Genomic DNA, 20,621 nt, shown 5'->3' with positions numbered 1-20,621 from the left:
CCGCCCTGCCGGGCGCGAATCCGCCTTTAGAGCCGCCGCCCTCTATTGCAAGCGATTATCAATTGCATGGTTTGAAAACGCTGACAGCGCGCGCCAGTCAGGTCGCAGCCGGATAGGTCAGCACGTTTTGCCCAGCCACCGCGGCGGGCGTCATCTTCGCCGGTTCGATCCTGTCCTTGCCCATCAGGTGCAGGACCGATCGTCCGCGTGCCAGCAGGTAATCCGCGATGATCCGGCGATGGCAGCGCCACCAGACTGCTTCCGAACACATGATTGCGCAGCGCGTTTCGATGCCGAGTTCCGCCAGCTGAGCAAGACCACGGCGGAAGGCGTCCGACATCGCGTAGTCCGCGTAATTGTGGAAGCTCTGGTTCGTCCAGAAGCCGTTCACGTCCGCAGCAACGTCTTTCTGGCGACCGCGCCGCCCGCCCAGTTCGGGAATGATGGTGTGCCGGATCTGGTATGCGGCCAGCGTCTCCGGCAGGCTGTCCAGGTTATACTGCGGATTGGTGCGCGATCGCGGAATACTCCGCACATCCACCAGGCATTGCACGTTTCCGGCCCGCAGCAGATCGACGAATTCATCGATCGAGCGTGTCGAATGGCCGACGGTGTAGATCGGATGGCGATCCGCGGCCGGGCTCACGATGCCAGCGCCTTTTGCACTTCCTGTTTCAGCACGGGTAGCACCTCCGCCTCGAACCAGGGATTGTTCTGTGACCAGATGCGGGAGCGCCACGAAGGATGCGGCAGCGGGAAGTACTGCGGCAGGTAGTCCATGAACCGGCGCACCCGATCGATCATCTTGCCGGGGCCCAGGGCGTCCACTTGCGCATACGTGCCGACCAGCAGCGTCAGCCGCAGCGCAGGCATCGACGCCAAGAGGTCATCCCGCCACAGCTCCGCACATTCCCGCCGGGGTGGGGCATCGCCGCCATCTTTCCTGCCTGGATAGCAGAACCCCATCGGGAGAATGGCAATGTTCCGGGTGTCGTAAAATTGCGATGTGCTAACGCCCATCCACTCGCGGAGCCGCTCACCCGAGGCATCGGAAAAGGGGATCCCCGATGCCTGCACGCGCGTCCCGGGGGCCTGGCTTGCCACGAGCAGCCGCGCAGTGGGCGACACCTGGAACACCGGACGCGGCTCTGATGGGAGAGCGTCCGCGCACATGCGGCACGCCCGGACCCTGGCAGTCAGATCGTCAAATGTCGCCGCATCCATCTCTTCACAATGCTCGAGGAGCCCGCTGAGGTTCCCGATCGGCGCCAGCCCCAAACAGGGGACGGCTCACGCGATGGTGAAGTCGTCGAGCCAGCCGCCGTCCAGGATAGCCGCCTGCAACGCCCGCATTTCGTCGGCGAGGTACCGGTCCTGCGCGAGCCGCGCGGTGATCCCGCGCACACGCGCGTGCGCGGCGCCGAGGCGTTCGCTGGTCGCGACGGGTGCGTGAAAATCGATTCCCTGCGCGGCAGCGATCAGTTCGACCGCCAGCACACCCGCGACATTGCGGACGATCGACGCCGCCTTGCGCGCGGCGATCGGCGCCATCGACACATGGTCCTCCTGACCCGCGCTTGTCGGGATCGAATCGACGGACGCAGGAAACGCGAGCGACTTGTTCTCCGAAACCAGCGCTGCGGCAGTGACTTGCGGAATCATCAGGCCCGAATTGACCCCACCGTCTTCGGTCAGAAATGCCGGCAGACCGCTCATCTTTGGATCGACGAGGACCGCGGTGCGGCGCTCGGAAATACTGCCGACCTCGCACATTGCGATTGCGATGGTGTCGCCGGCAAAGGCGACCGGCTGGGCGTGGAAGTTCCCCCCGGAAATCGCGCTGTCGTCTTCGCCGAACACGATCGGGTTGTCAGTGACCGCCGCCGCCTCGATCGTCAGCGTGCGCGCCGCATTGGCCAGCAGGTCCAGCGAGGCGCCCATCACCTGCGGCTGGCAGCGGAAGCTGTAGGGATCCTGCACCCGGCCGCAGCGGGCATGGCTGGCGATTATCGCCGATCCATCAAGCAGGGCTGCGATCTGCGCAGCAACACGAATCTGGCCGGGTTGCCCGCGCAAGGCGGAAATGCGCGGATCGAACGGCTTGATGCTGCCTTTCAGCGCATCGACCGACATCGCGCCCGCTACCAGCGCGGCGCCGAATACCCGCTCCGCCGCAAACAGCGCGTCAAGCGCGATCGCAGTCGAGGCCTGGGTGCCGTTGATCAGCGCCAGCCCTTCCTTCGGCCCCAGCTCGAGCGGCGCCATGCCGAGCCTGACCAGGGCATCGGCGGCGGGCATGATCGCGCCGGCGACATCGATCTGGCCGAAGCCCATGAGCGCGGCGATAAGGTGGGCGAGCGGCGCGAGGTCGCCCGACGCACCCACGCTGCCCTGTGCAGGCACAACGGGCATCGCGTCATGATCGATCAGCGCCTGAAGCGCGTCGATTACTTCCGGACGAACACCCGAATATCCCCGGCCCAAGCCGAGCAGCTTGAGTGCGATCATCAACCGCACGACATGGCGCGGCAATGGGTCACCGAGGCCGCAGGCGTGCGACAGGATCAGGTTTCGCTGCAGCTCGGCCAGTCGTTCGGACGGAATGCGCGTGTTGGCGAGCAGGCCGAAGCCCGTGTTGACGCCGTAGACGGTTTCGCCCCCGGCCACGATCCGGTCCACGACCTCGGCCGAAGCGGCAATCCTCTCCCGCGCGCCGTTGTCGAGGCGAGCCGGAGCGCCGCGCCACAAGCGGCGCAGGGTCGCGAAGTCGACGGACTCCGGATCGAGAACGATCGCGCTGCTCATCGCCGCACCATCGGAAGATCGAGCCTCTGCTCCGCAGCGCAATCGATCGCGATATCGTAGCCGGCGTCGGCATGGCGCATGACCCCGGTCGCGGGATCGTTCCACAGGACGCGCCGCAGCCGCCGCTCCGCATCTTCGGTGCCGTCGGCGACAATAACCATGCCCGCGTGCTGGGAATAACCCATGCCGACGCCGCCGCCGTGGTGCAGCGAAACCCAGGTCGCGCCGCTGGCGGTGTTGAGCAGCGCGTTGAGCAGCGGCCAGTCGCTCACCGCGTCGCTGCCGTCGCGCATGGCCTCCGTCTCGCGGTTGGGGCTGGCTACGCTGCCGCTGTCGAGATGGTCGCGGCCGATCACGATCGGGGCGGACACCTCGCCGTTCCGCACCATCTCGTTGAACGCCAGGCCCAGCCGGTCACGTTGGCCGAGGCCGACCCAGCAGATGCGCGCCGGCAGCCCCTGGAATGCGATCCGCTCGCGCGCCATGTCGAGCCAGCGGTGGAGGTGCGGATCGTCCGGTATCAGCTCCTTTACCCGCTGATCGGTGCGGTAGATGTCTTCAGGATCGCCCGAAAGCGCCGCCCAGCGGAACGGCCCAACCCCGCGGCAGAACAGCGGCCGGACATAGGCAGGGACGAAGCCGGGAAAGTCGAAGGCGCCGGTCACGCCGTCGTCGAAGGCTTCCTGGCGGATGTTGTTGCCGTAATCGAACACCGGCACGCCCATCGCCTTGAACGCGAGCATCGCTTCGACATGGCGGGCCATCGAGTGGCGTGCGGCCCTGGCCACCGCGGCGGGATCGCGCTCGCGCATCTCGAGCCATTGCGCCACCGTCCAACCTGCTGGCAGGTAGCCGTTGGCGGGATCGTGCGCGCTTGTCTGATCGGTCACCGCGTCGGGCCGGATGCCGCGGGCGACCATGTCGGGGAGCACCTCGGCCGCATTGCCAAGCACCCCGACGCTGACGGGGCGGTCGGCCTTGCCGACGATCTCCAGCGCCTCGTCCACCGTGGCGGCGCGATAGTCGAGGTAACGGGTCGCGAGGCGCTTCTCGATCGAGCTTTCCTGGCACTCGACCGCGATGCAGTGCGCCCCGGCCATGACCGCCGCGAGCGGCTGCGCGCCGCCCATCCCGCCAAGGCCAGCGGTGAGGATCCACTTGCCCCGCAAGTCTCCCCCATAGTGCTGGCGGCCCATCTCGGCGAACGTTTCGTATGTGCCCTGGACGATGCCCTGGCTGCCGATGTAGATCCAGCTGCCGGCGGTCATCTGGCCGTACATCATCAGCCCGGCGCGATCGAGTTCGTTGAACTTTTCCCACGTCGCCCACTTGGGCACGAGGTTGGAATTGGCGATCAGCACGCGCGGCGCGTCCTTATGGGTGGGGAACACCCCCACGGGCTTGCCCGACTGGACGAGCAGGGTCTGATCCTCGTCCAATCGCTCCAGCACCTCGACAATGCGATCGAAGCAGTCCCAATTGCGCGCCGCGCGGCCGATTCCGCCATAGACCACGAGTTCTTGCGGGTTCTCGGCCACCTCGGGGTCGAGGTTGTTCATCAGCATCCGAACCGCCGCCTCGGTGGTCCAGTGCTTCGCGACGATCTCGCCACCGCGCCGCGCGCGGATGATGCGGCTGTTGTCCCTGCGCTGGATATCCAAGATGCTGCTTCCCTGCCTTGATTTTGCGTTGTGTCATGCGCGCGGATCGACGGGCGCGTCGCGCCCTGCGACGATGCGTCGGACCGGCCCAGGCAAGCCGATCCAGTACCCAAGCTCCGCCGGGTCCTCAATCGCCCAGGCGCAGAGATCAGCCGCCTTGCCCGGCTCGATGGTACCGACCTCGGCGTCGAGGCCCAGCGCGGCGGCCGCGTTGACCGTCATCCCCGCCAGCGCTTCCTCCGGGCTAAGGCCGAACAGGGTGCACGCCATGTTCATCGCGAGCTGGGGGTTAAGGAGCGGCGAAGTTCCCGGATTGCAGTCGGTCGCCACTGCGAGGCGCACCCCGCGCCTCCGCAACAGATCGACAGGCGGCTTGCGGCTCTCGTTCAGGGCGTAAAACGCGCCGGGCAGCAGCACGCCGACGGTGCCCGCCTGCGCCATCGCCATCGCTCCAGCTTCATCGAGGTGTTCGAGATGATCGGCTGAAAGCGCCTGGTAGCGCGCCGCCAGCGCTGCGCCGCCGAGGTTGCTCAATTGTTCGGCGTGCAGTTTGACCCGCAGCCCGTGATCCGCCGCCGCGGCAAACAGCCGCTCGATCTCTTCGGGCGTGAAGCCGATGCCTTCGCAAAAGCCATCGACCGCGGTGGCGAGGCCGCGGCGGGCCGCTTCCGGCAGCAGCTTGTCGATCGCCTGCGCCACGAAAGCCGCACGATTGGCGCCGGGCGGCAAGGCGTGAAGCGCGAGCAGGGTGGGCACGATCCGCACCGGTTCCTCACCGCCCAGCACGCGCGCCACCTCGAGCAAGCGCAGTTCGCTCGCCGGATCGTGGCCGTAGCCGGATTTGACCTCTACCGTGGTGCAGCCGCCCGCCATGAGGGCGCGCAGCCGCCTCCGCGCGCTACCCAGCAACGCATCGTCGCTCGCCGCCGCGGTTGCCCTGATCGTCGAGGCGATCCCGCCACCGGCCGCGGCAATCTCCTGATAGCTTGCCCCGGCCCGCCGCATCGCGTGCTCGGCGGCGCGCGTGCCTCCGAAGACCAGGTGCGTGTGGCAATCGACGAGCCCGGGCGTGACCCATGCGCCGCCGAGTGGGACCGTCTCCGCCGCCGGCTCCGCCGCAAGTTCTGCAGCCGGACCGACGCGCGCGATCCGGCCATTGGTAACCGTGAGAGCCGCGTCGCGGATCATCCCCAGTGGATCGCCGGGCCGCGCGACCATCGTCGCGACATGGCATTGGGTGAGCAGGCGATCGTGCATGGCGCGGCGCATAGAGGACTGGTATGCCCCAGCGCAATGTCCCTTGCCTGGCCCAGCCTTTCCGATCTTCTCGTTTCACCGGATCAAGCGGCCCCCATCGGACTGGTGGGCGCGCCGCTGTCGGCGGGATCGGTCACGCCGGGCCGATGCGATCTCGCCCCCGCGGCGCTCCGGGCGGTCCTGCCGCGCGTGGCCCGTTATGACATCGATGCCGGTCGCGATTTCGGCGCCCCGATCGCCAATCTTGGCGATCTGGCGCTCCATGGCCTGACGATCGAGGAAGCCACGCTGCCCATCCGCGACCGGGTGGTGGAGAGCGTCCTGAAGCATTCCCTGACCCTGCTGATCGGCGGTAACAACGCCGTCACGCGGCCCGGCTTGCACGCAATGGCCGCCGCTTGCGGGCTCGCGCTGGAACACGTCGGCCTGATCACGCTCGATGCCCATTTCGACATGCGCACGACGGCAGATGGCCTCGCCAACGGCAATCCGGTCCGTGCCCTGCTGGAAGACGGTCTTCCAGGTCGCAACATCGTGCAGATCGGGCTGGCGCCGTTCGCGAACAGCAAGGCGATGCACGACGACGCACTGGCGGCCGGCAACCTGGTGTTGACGCTGCGCGAATTCGAACGCACGGGCGTTGCCGCCAGCATCGCGCGCGCATTCGATCGCCTCTCGCATTGTCCGGCAATCATGGTCGATTGCGACATCGACGTGATCGACCGCAGCCAGTTCCCCGCTGCCCCCGGCGCGCGCGCCGGCGGCATGGCAGCGCGCGATTTCTTCGCCGCCACACGCCTGCTTGCGGGAAACCCCCAGGTGAAGGTCATCGATCTCACCGAATGGGACCCGCCGCTCGACCACACAGATCTCAGCGCGCTGACGGCCGGCCGGTGGCTGGCGGAAGTCGTGGCGGGTTTCGCCGCGCGCACCTGAGGCTGTCGCCACGCGCGGTAACCACGACGCCGCCGCATGACATCAGGACGCGATCGTTCGTGCCAATGTCGCCCGCGGAGACGGTAGCGCGGATCGCCTTCAAAACAGCGTCCTTCACCCGAGTGCGGAGAGTATGTCTATGGCTTGGACGATGGCGGAGAGGGTGTCTGCGCCGAAATTTGGCTATGTAGCTGCTTGCGCTTATCTTTTCGAGCCTGTCTCTCGACAATCCCCACAGCCGTCCCCACACTTTTGGTGCGATGGCCAGAAGAGGCATCCAATTGTCGGTAATTTCTGCTGTTGTAACAGGCACTTCCCTAATTTGGTTTTCCGAAAAAGCCCGGAAAGGGCCCGCAAACGGCCACTAACGTATTGGTTCGATGCCTTTTTAGGGACTCCGCGTACGCTTTTGGGGCGGTGGCCAGCTGATCGCCAGTTACATGAGACCGCCCTCATTGGAAGGGGGGTTCGTCCGCCCAGTCGATAATACCAAGCGTTGCTGCGCTTCGGCTGCAGTTATCGCAAATCCCAAACAACATGCGACGCCCTTGGCGTCATTCGAGGGGTCCGGAGGTGAGGTACGGCGCGAGGAGAGAGTTGCTGGCTTCGGAGATTGTCGCCCTGGGCCAGAGCAGCCGGCGAGATCGTGAGGCCAAATACGGAGCTCGGCCGCGAGAAACAGCGTGCGGCTCTGGCTATTGCGGACCAATGGCTTGATCATTGACGGAATCCGGCGGTTCTCAGGACGGTGGACGGGCAGCGATCGGGAATGACCTGACTGGAGAGTTCGCGAGCGGCGGTCGCACTTATGACGTCGCCCGCCAGCGCAAACGAGCGGCCAAGAAGGACCGTGTCACGAGCTCCGCCCAATTCCAGGACGATTGCAAGGCCGCCATCGCTGGTGCGTTCGAGACGCGAGGCCGCTGGCAAGATAGGCGTCATGGCGACTTGCCCGGTTTCGAACACGAGGCAATCGTCCTTTACCGCGAATGAACCATTGATCCCGACGGCCGGCCCTTCCCACCCACCAACGTCTTGGACAAGCACGAAGGCCGAGAGCGCTTCGACCGTCGATGTGTTTTGCTGGGAGGTTTTGGGCGGAGGCGGTTCCGCTTGGCATCCTGCCAGCAGGACGATGGGAAGGAGAATGCCTATCTTCATCTAATTCACGACACCACGCTCAGCCCCAGCTTCTCGATCTCCCATCCGTCGCCCTTGCGTCGCAGACGATAGGCACCATGCTCGGCACCGAGGTTGCCGTAGGTTGCGCCTCCCGAACCCGCGCAGAAACCCCGATCGCCTGAGCAATCGATCCGCGCATCGACATACATGGCGCTTTCGCCGTTGGCCGTCAGAACCACGCCCGGACCGCTCCATGAGCAATCCGCTTCGGAGTAAAGCGGACCGAAACGCTGCGAGAGCCTTCCAATCAGCTCGTCCTCAGCAGCGCGGAGGCAGAAATGGCTATGCAAATCGCCTTTGCGGCCCTCATAGTTCTCGAGAATGTAGGCGAACATCGCTTCGCGCGGGTCAGCTACGTTCCTGATCGTCCGTCGCGGCCACCGCTGGTTGTCCCAGTGCTTGTCGAAAGCCTGCGACAGCAGCGTATCCCGAGCCGATGGAGCGGGCGGCGGTGGCGGTGGCGGATCAGGGATGCCGCCCGGTTTCGAAGGATCGAATTTCGCGATGGCATAGAGTTGAACGGCGGGGCCGGTGCAATCGGCAGGAATCTCGCCATCTGCCAATTCCGCCAGATCGGCATCGGACGGATAGAACCGACCGCCCCCGCGGACCGTTTCCCCCTCTCGGATCCGCAACCCCGAAGTGTAGTTGTTCACAAGCCAGTCGGTGTCGTCGAGCCGCGCAACGCGCACATCGTCATCGCCCCATAGGATGAGGGCGCGCTCTCCTGGCGCATGCTCGAGATAAAGGCACGATCCGGCTCGTGTGATCTTGCCCGATATGCGCGCCTCCATCGCAAGGTCCGACCGGGCATGCAGAATGACAGGCAGCGACGACGCCGTTTCGCCGCGCTCGGTTTCGATCTCGGTCTCAAGGGGTGCGAGGCAGCCGGAAAGCGTCACGGCGAGGACAGAGCAGAAAATCCCTTTCATGCTGGTCCAACCATTTCTGCGTACGCCCCGTTCCGCCTATGTCTGGCGTCGCGAAATTGTTGCTGGGTGCTCAGCATTCAAAATCCCCGAAAGCGATTGCAGTCGATCGGTTCGAGGTTTGGGTCGCGCAGGCGGCGGTCAGCCTCGCGCTGCGCCTGCCGGACAGCACAGGCATTGGCCCGCGTGATTATCTGTGCAGGGCGGTCGCCACTACGTTCGCCGTAGCGGCGCAGTGCCGGGTTGAAGCGTTCGGGCCAGGCGAACGGGTCGGTGACCGTCGTTACGCTGACGACCTTGTGGTCCCCGCAAGCTGCCGCCAGTTCAGGCGAGGCTGCAGAGGGTTCGCTGAACCATCCCGTTTCTGCCGAAAGACCGACCCGAACGGTTCCCATCCTGTCTGGCTCGTATCGGGAACCGAAAGCCAGATAGCCCTCATCGTCGATAGTCAGCGCAGTTCCGTAAGGAAAATGGACCAACGGATCGTTATCGCCCTCCCGGTCGAGAAAGAAGCAGCCATCCCGCAACACGATAGTGTGCTGACTGCCGAGATCGAGAACGTCGCCTGCCGGTTCCTCCGCCTGCGGAAACGCGCGGATGTAGTAGGAAAGATCGGGCGGCACGGAAGGCCTGACCAGCTTCGGCTTGTCTGTCACCGGCTGGGGCGGCCATTCCTTGTCGAGATCGGAGAATGGCGGCGGCAAATGCGCTTCCTGAATCGTGAGACGACCGCTGCGCTCCTGCGTTGCACCGATCGGGATCGCTGCCGGTTCCTCACAAGCGGCCGTGAGGTTGCCTGCTTCCATGATCATTCGCCCATTCTCGTCGAACGTGCACAGCGTAGCCGTGTCATCCACTTGCGAGCAGGCCGCGAGAAAACCAGCCATCGCCGAGGAAATAAAAACACGCATCATCGCTCCGCATTGCCGATCAGCACATGTCCGCCGCCAGCAATGAGGAGTTCTCCGTTCGGCCCTACAAGATAACGCGGATCGGAGCGCATGAGATCGGCGAATGCGTCGTCGAGAGCGAGGTATTCACCGGTGCAGTTCTGCTCGGTGGCGCCAATCTCGTCTTCGACCAGCAGACGGTCTCCCTGGATCGCATAGGTGCCAAACAGCGTGGCGCACGAAGCCAGCCCTTGCCATCCGTCCTGCGAGAAGCGCAGGTGCCTGTCGGAGGGACTCGAGCTTGCCGTCTGGCCATCGATGCGGCTGATCGTCCAGCGCGTGTCGGCCAGTTTCTGCGAGACCGGACCGGCGACGGGGATGCGCATGGGATCGGGCGATAGTCCTGAATCACTCGCCCGGCGCGTCCGCCTCAGCGTCAACCGATGGGCGGATGAACGGATCTCCAGTTGATCATTTTCGAGCAGCACCTGCGGATTGGCAAGGAACAGCTCCGAGATGGCTTGCTCCTGCTCGTTCAGCCGCCCTGGACACCCCATTGCGTCACCGCCCCAGCTATGCGCCGCAATGCGGCCCTCGGAAAGAAGAGCCAGCCCGCCGAACGCGTTGCAACCGATCGAACCGCCGATCGCGTCGCTTGAGATGGCGATGAAGGGTTCCTCCGCCATTTCGGGCAGGGCCTCGCCATCGATGCTGACCACCCGCCAGCTACCTTTGAGATCTTCCAGCGAGCGGATATGACGGTCGATATCCTCGCTAAGGTTAGCGCCCGCGGTCCTATCGGGCGCGGGATTGCAGGCGCACAGGATGACAGCGAGTAAGGATACCCAGGCCCTCATTGCAGCATCGCGCGCATAATCACTTCACCACCGGGAAGCGGCACGGTGTATTCCGGATCTTTGGGACACGTGCTGACGCAGATGATGTCGGGGAAGTAGTTGTCCTCGATCCAGCGAACGGCTTCGGCCACCGCAGGTTCGGTGATCGGTGCGCCGTTGGGAAGCTTTCCGGGGCAGGCCACCGCGCTTGCGGCCCAAATACCTTCGCCCAGGTGCAGTTGGCGACTGACGGGCGTGCAGCCGTCGAAATAAGCAGTCACGCCACCGTTACCGCGCGGCGCGCCGAAAACGTATTCTATCCAAAGCCGGGTAGGATCCGGCAATTCCCGCTCGCCAATCTTGGTGATGAAGTAGCGCCGAACCGTGGGGTTGCCGAAATTGTCCACCGGGCGCGGAGGCGCGATAGCTTTCATTCCCTCCTCCACCGACCGCGCCAGCTCGCGCGCGTCATCTACGCTCGTTCCCGCGAAACCTGCCGCCCCCAGCACGTTCGCGCCATCGACGGCTTCGGCCAGCTTGCCTTCCACGATCCGCATCAACGGCAGTGTCATCTGCACAACCCGCGTATCGGCGGAAGGAGGATTTCCCTCGAAAAGACGACCGGCGATATAGCCGCTCCTGCTCGCCAGCAGCAGCACCTCGTCCCCCGGTGCGGGTGTGATGAGTGGCGAGCGGCTCTTGCCCTCCAGTGGCGGCATGCGCACGATCAACAGGTCTCCCGCCCGTTGCCCGCCGCGCCAGCTTTCGCGCACGCGATAGAGGTAATCGAGCGACAAGCCATCGCCGCGATCGACAGGCCGAATTCCTTCCAGCGCCGCAAGCGCAACGATGGGCGCGGACGCCAGATGCTGGCGCAAGCCTTCAGGCGGATCGAGCGGGGCCGGTAAGAGCCCCGCCTCGAGAGCCTGCGCGTGTTGCCATGCCGTCAGCCCCGAAAACGCTAGACGGCGCGGATCGGCTGGCGTTTCGACCTCGGGCGATCCTTCGCCGCCCAGCCCCACGGCACGCAAGGCGAGCGCATCCCGCTTCTCACCCTCAAGTCTGGCCGCAGCCTGGGCAAGTTCCTGCGCCCACGGATGGGGTGGTATGGCTTCAGCGTCGCCTGCCAGTTCAGGAAAGCGGGATGCTGGAACCAGCGTGGCGCGATGGCCAGCGATTTGCAGCGTCATACGCGTTTCGACTGGCTCGGCGCGATAGGATGCCGCTGTGCCGAGTTTCGCCAGGCGGTCGCCCAAGGTGCGTGTGCGGCACCGGTCACTAAAACGAACATAGGAGCCTGCGACCCGAACCTCCCAATCGCGGTCGCTGAACCAGGCATTCGTTGCGACCGAGCAATTGGCCGCGTCCACTCGATATTCCGAACCGAATGTCACGCGGGTCAACTCGTCACCGCGATAGGGGCGCCCGCGCATATCGGCGAGCAACCATTCGCCGCGAATGAAGTCTTCGCTAGGGTGAGTCCCGGCGACATCGACCTTGGCGAACAGCCATGTCTCGCCGCCCCGTTCGACGCGCAATGTCTCACTATCTGGCATTGTGATCGCCACGTCTGCGCCATCGAAAGGAGCCAGAGGAGAAAGGGATCGGCAATTTTCGGGAAGCCCGCCAAACCCGTGTTCGATGGTGAAGCGATTTTCGCCCAGATCGCGCAGCTGTCCCTGCGAGACGTTGCATCCGCTGCCCCACGAAAACATCGGACTCCAGATCGTCAGGCGATCCATTTCCGATACGCCTGGTCCGGACAGTGGGCGCCACTCGCCGTAGAGCTCTCTCACCGCGTCGGTCATCGGAGCGAACTGGCCGGGCGGAGGCGGGGGCAGGGCCGCGGCCGTCCCGACCGTCGGCCCTTCGCTGGTCTTGCAACCGGCCAGCGTGGCAGCCAGCAGCATCGGAAGGGCAAAGACTCTAAGCCGCATTGATGTAGTCCTTGCAGATTTCTTCGGCACCCGGCGGACGTGGTGCGGGCGGCGGTGGCGGAGCAGGTGGGCGCAAGTCTTCGCGGGCTTGTCGGGGCGCTTGCGGTGTTGGAAGGGTCTCTGCGAGGGGCTTGTATCCCGGCGGTGGCACCCACTGTTTGGGTGGCTGAGGAAACATCACCGCGCAATCCTGCGCTGCGCTCCGCATGCCCACCGTCGCCAAGGTCTGAAGCACGGCCTCGCATCCCGCATCGCTGCGGCACGTGCCCCAAAAAATCGGTTCTTCTTTTTCCTTCCAGATCGCGACTCTGGCGCTCTCCGCACCCTTGGCATGATTGGTAATCAGATAGCGCGTGGCGCCATCGGGCAGATGTTTGCGGAATGCAGGCATGCCATTGATCGTTATCTTCTCACCCCAATCGTCGCTCATGGGCACGCCGCCGTAATGATCCAGAACGTAATCGAACCGCACGTCGCCTGCGCGCCAGACTAGATGCGTGCTGTCATCGCCGAGCGGGCATTCGATAGCTCTACTCGGGCACTCTTCGAGCGCACCCTCCACTTCAAGACCACGAGGAAATCGGAACCCAAACCCATCGTAGGAGATGCGCCCGGACAAGTGGTCTATCGGTTCAGGCACGACGATATCGGTGGGTTCGCCGCAGCCTGTGAGCAAGCACGCGGCCAAGGCGGTCAGGTAGATCTTCACGGCAACGTGCCCTGACGGTTGCCATTCCCGCCATTGAGCAGCCAAATGTCGCGTTCGATCCGCTGCATAATGGCAAAAGTGGCGGCTTCGTCCGCGCCGTTGACTTGCGGCAGGCGATCCACCGCGCGATCGAGTGGCCCGGTCCGATCGACGAAAGGTAAGCCAGCGAATGCGCTGGGATCCCCTGCGACTTCGACGGCGACCAAGCGAGGAGCGGCCGTCGCTTGCTGCACCTCGCGCACGGATCGGGTGAACGCTTGGGCCACCTGGTAGCCAAGGCCGGTGCCATAGACACTGTCCGGGCCGAGCTTTCCGCGCAGGAATTCAGCCGCGCCATGATGCGGATCGCCAATGCGTCCCCGCCGGCTGGAATCGAGATAGGTGCTCGCTTTCTCTAGCCAGGGGCGCTCCTGCTCGTGCGGTGCCGGACGAACTTCTTCAACGAAATTGCCGCGCGCATAATAGGCCGCGCGGATCGTTGCGCCGGCTCCGCGCAGACCTTTCTCAACGCCGGCGGGAGAACTGCCGGGCCGCAAATGAAGGAGCTGGATCGTAGTGTCGGACGTATCGCGATACGCTGCAAGCCGCACCGAATAGAGCCAGAAGTCCTCATCTGAAAGTACGACGGGCACGAAGCCGAACGCCGGATGATTGGGCGCGCTGGCCCTTCCGTCGCTCATGGTCAATCGGTTGAGAACCCTGCCCTCGGCATCGCGGAGGACGACGTAAAACCGCCCGGTCTCGGCGGTGAGACCGGGCGGGCTGCAACTCGTCATGGGCGGAGGGGGAGGTGGAGGGGAGCCTTCGGCGACCGGTTCCCGGAACAATTGCGAGGGCCGTTCTTCACTGAAGGAGAACGGCGTCACCTGGCCCGTCTCGCTGGTAAAATGTTGCAAGGGCGCGGAGAAGATGCCTTCCTTGTCGGATGGCGTACCGAACAGGGTGAACCGGTCGGCGCTCCTGCCCTTGAACCGCGCGATGGTGCGTACGGTGATGATGCCGGTCGGACGCGCGTCACCGCCTCTGGTGCCGTCATCCTCCACTAGCACCAGATCGGCGTAGGTTGCCGCGTCCAGCATTTCATTCGCGAAATACTGGCCGCTGGCATGACCAACGGGTTCAGGGCGTTGGCTATACGTGCAGGCGTTTACGGCCTCGGGCACCGCGCACACGGCGATGAGGAACGCGATCAGGACTGGTCTAATCATTTCGTTCACCCTCCTCGATCCGCAACGCACGCGCGATGGGCGCCAATCGTTCGCGCAGTTCGTCGAGCGCGATCGGTTCCGGATGGAGAGAGACCGGACGCACGATGCCATCCTCGTCGATGCGCGAGGGCGGCATCCAGGGTATCGAGACGAACCAGCGTCCTTCGGTGCGCGCGACGCCCTCTCCGCCCTGGACATAGGCCGAGTGCCGATAGAGGGCGTCATTTAGATGCAGCACCCAGCGCGAGCCCGGCTCGAGCGAGTTGGGCAGACCGGGCAGCAACACCGGCTCGTCCATCGCCTGCCCGTAAACGCGCTCCCCCGCCTCGTTCAGGCGCTCGCCCGAGGCGAGCCGCTGGCGCAGCTCGCTGCCGGGAGTAGCGGCGCCCGACAAGGTTTCGACTATTCGCCAGCGAACCGTGGATGTGAAGCCGTCAGGCCCGTTGTGGAACATCTCGATCCCCACCGGCTCGGCGATCACGATATCGGTGGCGAGCACCGCGCGTTTTTCGACCGTTGCCCGCCCGTTCATGGACTCCAGTGCTTCGATCGGGTCGTAGCCTGCGCGTCGAAGGTTCTGAATCCGGTCCAACGTCTGGCCGTAGGCCACGAGAAAATGCGTCTGTTGCAGCGATCCGGCTCTGGAGGGCTTGCTTGCGACCCAGCGGCTGTCGGTCTCGCCGGGGCGTGGCGGTTCGGGCCGCATGATCGGCGTCTGCTCGACTAGCGCACGGATGGCCGAGAAGTCTGGATGCGCTTCCAGCGGATACCAAACCGCTTCCGGGTCGCGGCGGATCGGAATATCCTGCCAGTAAATGGCCGACTGGTTATCCATCGCCAGCCGGACCAACGCCGGGAAGTGGATCCTGCCCGCTACTGCCGCGTCGGAGATTGCGCGCACATCTTCGGGACGCACACCGACATAGCCTTCGATCTCGCTGATGGTGATCTGAGCCTCGAGACCGAGTGCGGCCAACTGAGCGGCAATGTCGTCGCGTGCGGCATTCAGTGCATTCGCCCCATGCGGCACTACTTGCCCCGTTACGAATGGCCGGAGCGCGGCGGGTGCGAGGGCATCGAGCGAGACCGCGTCGGTGTGAAAAACATGGGCGGTCGCCTGATGCTCATCGATCCAGATCGCAGCGACGACATCGCCGCGTTCCGTCATCCTGCTTTCCCGCCAGGCCTGTAATTCGGCCAGTCGCGCCATATCGGCAGCGTAGTCGGCTTCCGCCGCTACCCGGCTGCCGAGCGCGCGTTCGCGTTCGGCCAGAGCCGACTGTTTGCGCTGACTGTCCCAGACTTCGCGCGGCGTGATCCCGCGCACGACGCGATAGGGACCCGGGCATCCGTCTGCGCCGTTGGCTTTGGCCGGCGGGATCTCCTCGCCCGGCTGAAGGCCCATCAGCACGACATCGCTGTTCGCGAAGACCTTCGCCCCGGAGAACCGGTTCATCACCGCCACGCGCTCAGGATCGGTGAGGTCGAGCGCCTGGCTCTTTTCCCATATCGCAATCTTCGGCTCCTCGCCTTCGGGATGAAGCCACAGGCACCCGTCGCGTAAAGTCAGTCTCGCGGGAACGTCCGGCACCCCGGCCAGCGTGCGCGGCATACCATCGGTGCGGTATGCGAACTGCGGGAAGCCTTTGATGCGCGTGTCGCCCGGCGGAACTGGCGGCGCGGGGATGGGAAACGGGTCCGGCTCCTCGAACACGACGTAATCCGGCAGGTCGATTTCTCCGCGCGCAGCTGCCTCGCGGATCGGATCGGCGCTCTGGCCAAGAGTGATCCTGATTGTGCCCGTCATCTCGTTACTGCCTGCGCCAAACCAGCTGATGCCGAGACGCGACAGGTCTTTCACCAGTCGATCCTGGGTCGCTCGCAGCTCTATTACCGTTGGCCCGGGCCGTTCGACCGGGAGGAAAAGCGGGTCGCTGGTATACTTCGCCAAAGTCGCCGCCGCGTCGCGGGTGAAGGCGACCGCCACGCCATAGGTCGGCTCGTGCTGAATCCGCAGCCCGGCAAATGTGTCCGGTTCCTTCTCGCGAAGAACGCCTTGCAGATTACCGATGGAATCGTCGGGCGCCGCGGGCAGCGGCGGCGGCCCCGGTTCGGTGCGCGGGCCGATCGAGCCGCGCAGCTGGATTTCGATGCGACGGTGCGCCTCCTCCACGCTCACGCAATAGGCGCGGGCATACCAAGCGGTTTCGGCGAACTCGCCCTTGAAATTCTCGATGCCGTCGATCTCTTCGGCGGTGAGATTCGGGCAGGTTTCGGAAAGCGGCTTTTCCTCCTGCGCTTGGGCGGGCGGCGCCAGTGCGAAGGCCAATGCGCTCGCGGAAAGGATGAAACGGTTCATGACGCCTTCTCCACCGGGGTCGGGTCAGCGATGCGACCGAAGAAGATTAGCGCGCCGCTCGCCCGGTCGCGGATGGTGACGAGGAACGGCCGATCAACGATCATACGGGGCACGTCCGGCACCAACCGCGCGCCAACCACGACGATTTTCACAGCCGTTGCCGCTGCCGCCTCGGTGCCTTCTTCATCGACCCGCAAGAAGGTTGCGTGGGCGACATCGTCGATCTTGAGCGGCGCGTTGGCCATGCCGGAAAAGTTCGCGCATGCTTCTGCGAAGGCGCAGGGCATTCCGGCGGCAATGAGCGCGCCTTTTACGCTTTCGTCGAAGCGCGCTTCGAAGCGCGGCAGACGCAGCAGAATGGTCTGCTCTGTTGAAGCGCCCAAATCGAACTTCGCATCGCTGCCCTGATCGGCAAGCATAAACGAAAGTGCGTGAAGGTTCTGCTCCCACCTTCTCAGGGTCTGGGCATCCTTCGGCAGAAAGACTTCCATCACGAAGCGCTGGCTCTTGCCATAGGGCAATGCCACCGCTTGTCCGTCGCGGGTCTCGCGATATTGCAGCGGCGCGAGCCGCTCCATCATGTGGACCGCAACCTTCGAGCCGTCCCCGCGTGTGAACTCGCTCAACGAGCCATCCTCAAAGGGCACGGTCCAGTCGGCTTTGAACCAGACCGCATTCGTCAAGACTGCGGAAGTAAGATCGTTGAAGCCGCTGGCATCGACGATCTTGGTGATCCGCTCACGCGTTGCCTTCGCAACCCAGCCATTGATCCGGTCCGCCGATCCTTGCGGGGCGCCGCCGAAATCGACCGTGTCCGCAGTTGCGCCGAACGCCGCGCGGACGGTCTGCAGATAGTCTTCCTCGAAGGTCAGCTCGTCCGAGAGCCAAAGCGCGTTGGCGACCGACAGCGATACTTTGTCGTCGCCTGTCTCGGTCAGGAAATCGTCGTAGGCATTGACCAGCAGTTCCGGCCGAGTGGCCGCGTCCCATCCCAGCAGCGCACGCATTTCCGTTTCGGCCTGCCCGCGCGCACCCAACAGGGCGAGACCAAGCCCTTCGCTCAGCGACAGCGGAGAGATGAACAGATTGTCGTTTGGCCCGGCCGCCTCGGCCAGCTCGGGATAGAGCCTTGCGGCAAGTTTCGCCTGGCCTGAAGTCAGGTCGAACGGGATGGCCTCGTTTGCCGCATTGCCCGGACTTTGCGCCGGAGTGGTCGTGCACGCCGCGAGAGTGACTGCGATGGCCACGGTGAGCATTGCTGTTCTCATCGATCCTGCTCCAGAAATTCGGCGAGCCACTCGGGGATCGGGCGCAGATAGCCCTCGGGCGTTCGGCACAGGCCGAAACTGAGGCTGCTGCCCGGCGGACATATGGCTGGGTCCATTACGGGGGAAGGCGGGCTCATAATGACCATCGAAGCGCCGATCGGGGGCATTAGCACGCCGTCCGGCCCGGTTTGCCGACGGCCCGCCTGCCGCTGCTCGAGCCAAGCATAGGCACGCCGCGCCTGCGCTTCGTCGAGGCCGTAGCTGTCGCGCAACCAGCGCATGGCGTTGACCTCGCCATCGCTCACCTGCTGCTCGCTACGCGCCGCGGCGCTTTCAAGCCCTTCCACCTTGATGACCTTGCCCGGGCCGCACGCTGCGCGGATCGGATCGACCAATTCCGGCTCGGTCACTTCATTGACCGAACCCATGAACTGCACCGTCTCGCCAACCCTTGCGTAGCCCGGTACTTCCTCGTCGCCGAAGGCGAGGTAGCTTTCGCTGTCGACGAACAGATTTGCGCCGAAGGGGAACAGCACCAGAGAATTGTCGCGATCCGCGGCGCGGAAGCAGCCATCCTTCAGCACCACTTTCACCCGGCTGCCGATGGCGTTGACCGGTCCTGCGGGCCGGTCATGCCGGGGAAAGATGCGAATATGCGGCGCGACCGCCGCGGGCACGGCCTCATCGCGTGCTGCGGGCACCGGGGGATTCACCAGCGGCACCACCGGCGGCGCCCGAAATTGCAGCTCCACCGATTCCGGAATCGTAACCCCCTTGCGAGCGACCAGCGCGCGGAACTCTTCCGCCGCCACGCTGATTTCTGCTGTCACCTGATTGCCCCCTCCGGTCCCGGTCGAGCGCAACACGCGGTCCTCGCGAAAGGTCTCCCACATCCATCGCGCATCGGCCTGCAACTGCTCCATTGACCAGCGCACGTTCTCCGCGAAAAAGCGCGGGTGCTGCGTGTATTTGCGCAAAGTCTCTGGACCGTCGCGCAGAAACTGGAAGACGACCGAGGGATCGCCCTCATTGTCGTAATAGACGGTGACGTAATTACCGCGCTCCTCGCGCTCGAGCCGGCGCGAAAGCTCCGCCACGTCGTCACTCACCCGCCCCTGAAAATCCACGACTCGCTGGAATTGTTCGTCCGCCGCGATCTGCTCGGCCGTGCGCGGCGGCGGATCGCCCGGCTGCACCGGCGTGGATTCGGCCGGAGGCGCATCGAGGATCGTGGCGAGACCCCGCTCATCAAATTCCGCCCTGAACGGCTGTCCGAGTGTTTCCACGGAGGCCGTATTCGCCGTTTCAGTGCAACCACCGCTCGCCATGACTGCAAGGAACGGCAACGCCAGACGCCTTAGTGCGAGCGCGGAAGAGTAAGTCGATCGTTTCAAATTCATGCTTGTCATCCCGCATCCGGCTCCACTGGTGGAGTGGGCGGGATGGGGTTGGCCATCTCGCACCATTGCGGCTCGGCTTTCCCGCCGCGAAGCCTTTTGTCCGCCAGCACACGCTCTTGCTCCAGCAGGCAATCATTGGCCTGGCGCAGCGCTTCCCCCTTCCTCAGCCCTTCGCGCGCGGCGTTCTGCTTCACCGCAAACCACACCCCGCCATAGCCCGCCGCTTGATCGAGCGATTTGACCGTTACCACGCGGTGGCGCCCGCAGGCTTCGATGAGCGCCGGCGGAGGCTCTGCCACTTCTGCGCGATAGCCGAGCTGCATGCGGGTACCGACGCGGGCCAATTGCCGCGCGTTAGCGGAATGGCGGGAGCGGAAAGCCATATGCCCCTCGCGATCGCGGTAGACGCCGACGCCGAGTGGGAACATCGCCAAAGGATCGTCAGCGCCTTCTTCGTCGATGAAAAAGCATCCGTCGCGCAGCACGATCGCATCGTAGGTTGCCAAGTCTGGCGTGGGACCGGGCAGCGTCCGTTCGTACGGGAAGTAGCGGATCAAGTGCCTTAAATCATCGGGAACAGCGGGGAGATCTGGCTCTGCCCATTCGCTGAAACGCAGAACAAGGTTGGGGGGGATATTCCATCGCTTCGCGGTCCGCATGGCTTCGAACTCGGCGCGTGGCACCGCGATGTTTAACCACGGTACGCTCATATTTCCGAACCCGGGCGATGCGATACCGTCACCGATACGGCCAGCCCACTCGCGCGCGACGCGGTCCTGGTCGGTGCGAGCGAAGCCGGCTGTGGCAGGCTGGAACAGCGAATTGCTGGTATAACGCCGCAAGGTCGCCGCAGGCTCGTTCAGGAAATAGGCGACACCCGTGACCTTGCCCAGGCCGTCATTCTCCGGCCCGTCGCGCCAGCGCCATTCAATTCCCCCGAAGTTTCCGATCTCGCCGCGCTTGAGGCGGCGCAACAGGGGCAGATGTCGTTCCTCCAGCCTGTCGGCAAACCGCCAGCGACGATCTTGCAACGTGGGCGAATAGGGTTCTGGCCCAATCCGGGCGACCGGCGCATAGGGCGGCGCCTCGAGAATGGTGGCGTATGTTTGACCTTGTTCGGCCTGCGAAATGGAAGCCCCATCCGAACAGGCTGAAAGCATCATGAGAACAGCTGTAAGATGGCAGGTAATAGGGCGGCTCCTCATGTTACATGAAGCTAGTCAAGCCTCTCTGAACCATTGATA

At 64.6% G+C, this 20,621-nt stretch carries 17 protein-coding genes; 1 reads left to right on the top strand and 16 read right to left on the bottom strand.

The features are described 5' to 3' along the window. Positions 1-97: 97 nt before the first annotated feature. From GRI40_RS12330 to hutI, 5 genes are all read right to left on the bottom strand, one after another. Positions 98-646, bottom strand: a complete 549-nt coding sequence (locus GRI40_RS12330) for a DUF488 family protein (protein WP_160611844.1) — start codon at positions 644-646, stop codon at positions 98-100. Further along, the gene (locus tag GRI40_RS12325; RefSeq protein ID WP_337190568.1) at positions 643-1,137 is read right to left on the bottom strand and encodes a uracil-DNA glycosylase family protein; all 495 of its coding nucleotides are present in this window, start codon (positions 1,135-1,137) and stop codon (positions 643-645) included. The genes GRI40_RS12330 and GRI40_RS12325 overlap by 4 nt, the downstream gene beginning before the upstream one ends. Positions 1,138-1,290: 153 nt before the next feature. Continuing rightward, positions 1,291-2,805: a histidine ammonia-lyase gene (gene hutH / locus GRI40_RS12320; RefSeq protein ID WP_160611843.1), complete on the bottom strand. Its 1,515-nt coding sequence runs from the start codon at positions 2,803-2,805 to the stop codon at positions 1,291-1,293. Beyond that, complete coding sequence (gene hutU / locus GRI40_RS12315; RefSeq protein WP_160612083.1) at positions 2,802-4,460, bottom strand: urocanate hydratase; 1,659 nt, start codon at positions 4,458-4,460, stop codon at positions 2,802-2,804. Before hutU ends, hutH begins: the two co-directional genes overlap by 4 nt. A 39-nt stretch (positions 4,461-4,499) precedes the next feature. After that, positions 4,500-5,723 carry an imidazolonepropionase gene (gene hutI, locus GRI40_RS12310; RefSeq protein WP_160611842.1) on the bottom strand — a complete coding sequence of 408 codons (1,224 nt, stop codon included), beginning with the start codon at positions 5,721-5,723 and terminating at the stop codon, positions 4,500-4,502. Between the two features lie 36 nt (positions 5,724-5,759). Between hutI and GRI40_RS12305 the strand changes: the two genes are divergently transcribed. Next, a complete protein-coding gene (locus GRI40_RS12305) occupies positions 5,760-6,659 on the top strand; it encodes an arginase family protein (RefSeq protein ID WP_160611841.1) in 900 nt (299 codons plus the stop codon). Between the two features lie 717 nt (positions 6,660-7,376). On the opposite strand, the gene GRI40_RS12300 is transcribed toward GRI40_RS12305, so the two are convergent. The 11 genes from GRI40_RS12300 to GRI40_RS12250 form a co-directional block, all read right to left on the bottom strand. Then, complete coding sequence (locus tag GRI40_RS12300) at positions 7,377-7,706, bottom strand: hypothetical protein (protein WP_160611840.1); 330 nt, start codon at positions 7,704-7,706, stop codon at positions 7,377-7,379. Positions 7,707-7,825: 119 nt separating this feature from the next. Continuing rightward, entirely contained in the window at positions 7,826-8,773 is a 948-nt protein-coding gene (locus tag GRI40_RS12295) for a hypothetical protein (RefSeq protein ID WP_160611839.1), read from the bottom strand. A 77-nt stretch (positions 8,774-8,850) separates the two neighbouring features. Further along, positions 8,851-9,684: a hypothetical protein gene (locus GRI40_RS12290; RefSeq protein ID WP_160611838.1), complete on the bottom strand. Its 834-nt coding sequence runs from the start codon at positions 9,682-9,684 to the stop codon at positions 8,851-8,853. After that, on the bottom strand, positions 9,681-10,517 hold the full coding sequence (locus GRI40_RS12285; protein ID WP_160611837.1) for an META domain-containing protein: 837 nt from the start codon (positions 10,515-10,517) through the stop codon (positions 9,681-9,683). Before GRI40_RS12285 ends, GRI40_RS12290 begins: the two co-directional genes overlap by 4 nt. After that, complete coding sequence (locus GRI40_RS12280) at positions 10,514-12,433, bottom strand: hypothetical protein (RefSeq protein WP_160611836.1); 1,920 nt, start codon at positions 12,431-12,433, stop codon at positions 10,514-10,516. The genes GRI40_RS12285 and GRI40_RS12280 overlap by 4 nt, the downstream gene beginning before the upstream one ends. Beyond that, positions 12,423-13,142: a hypothetical protein gene (locus GRI40_RS12275; RefSeq protein ID WP_160611835.1), complete on the bottom strand. Its 720-nt coding sequence runs from the start codon at positions 13,140-13,142 to the stop codon at positions 12,423-12,425. Before GRI40_RS12275 ends, GRI40_RS12280 begins: the two co-directional genes overlap by 11 nt. Continuing rightward, the gene (locus tag GRI40_RS12270) at positions 13,139-14,314 is read right to left on the bottom strand and encodes a hypothetical protein (RefSeq protein WP_160611834.1); all 1,176 of its coding nucleotides are present in this window, start codon (positions 14,312-14,314) and stop codon (positions 13,139-13,141) included. The genes GRI40_RS12275 and GRI40_RS12270 overlap by 4 nt, the downstream gene beginning before the upstream one ends. Before the next feature lie 28 nt (positions 14,315-14,342). Continuing rightward, entirely contained in the window at positions 14,343-16,523 is a 2,181-nt protein-coding gene (locus GRI40_RS12265; protein WP_160611833.1) for a hypothetical protein, read from the bottom strand. Positions 16,524-16,705: 182 nt separating this feature from the next. Further along, positions 16,706-18,079 (bottom strand): serpin family protein, encoded by a 1,374-nt coding sequence (locus GRI40_RS12260; protein ID WP_237489167.1) that lies wholly within the window; start codon positions 18,077-18,079, stop codon positions 16,706-16,708. Continuing rightward, positions 17,974-19,263, bottom strand: a complete 1,290-nt coding sequence (locus GRI40_RS12255) for a hypothetical protein (RefSeq protein ID WP_160611832.1) — start codon at positions 19,261-19,263, stop codon at positions 17,974-17,976. Before GRI40_RS12255 ends, GRI40_RS12260 begins: the two co-directional genes overlap by 106 nt. A gap of 119 nt (positions 19,264-19,382) precedes the next feature. Then, entirely contained in the window at positions 19,383-20,540 is a 1,158-nt protein-coding gene (locus tag GRI40_RS12250; RefSeq protein ID WP_160611831.1) for a hypothetical protein, read from the bottom strand. Positions 20,541-20,621 lie beyond the last annotated feature (81 nt).

Origin of the sequence: Tsuneonella aeria (assembly GCF_009827495.1) — a bacterium.
Taxonomy (GTDB): domain Bacteria; phylum Pseudomonadota; class Alphaproteobacteria; order Sphingomonadales; family Sphingomonadaceae; genus Tsuneonella; species Tsuneonella aeria.
This window is presented reverse-complemented; position numbering and strand designations above follow the sequence as displayed.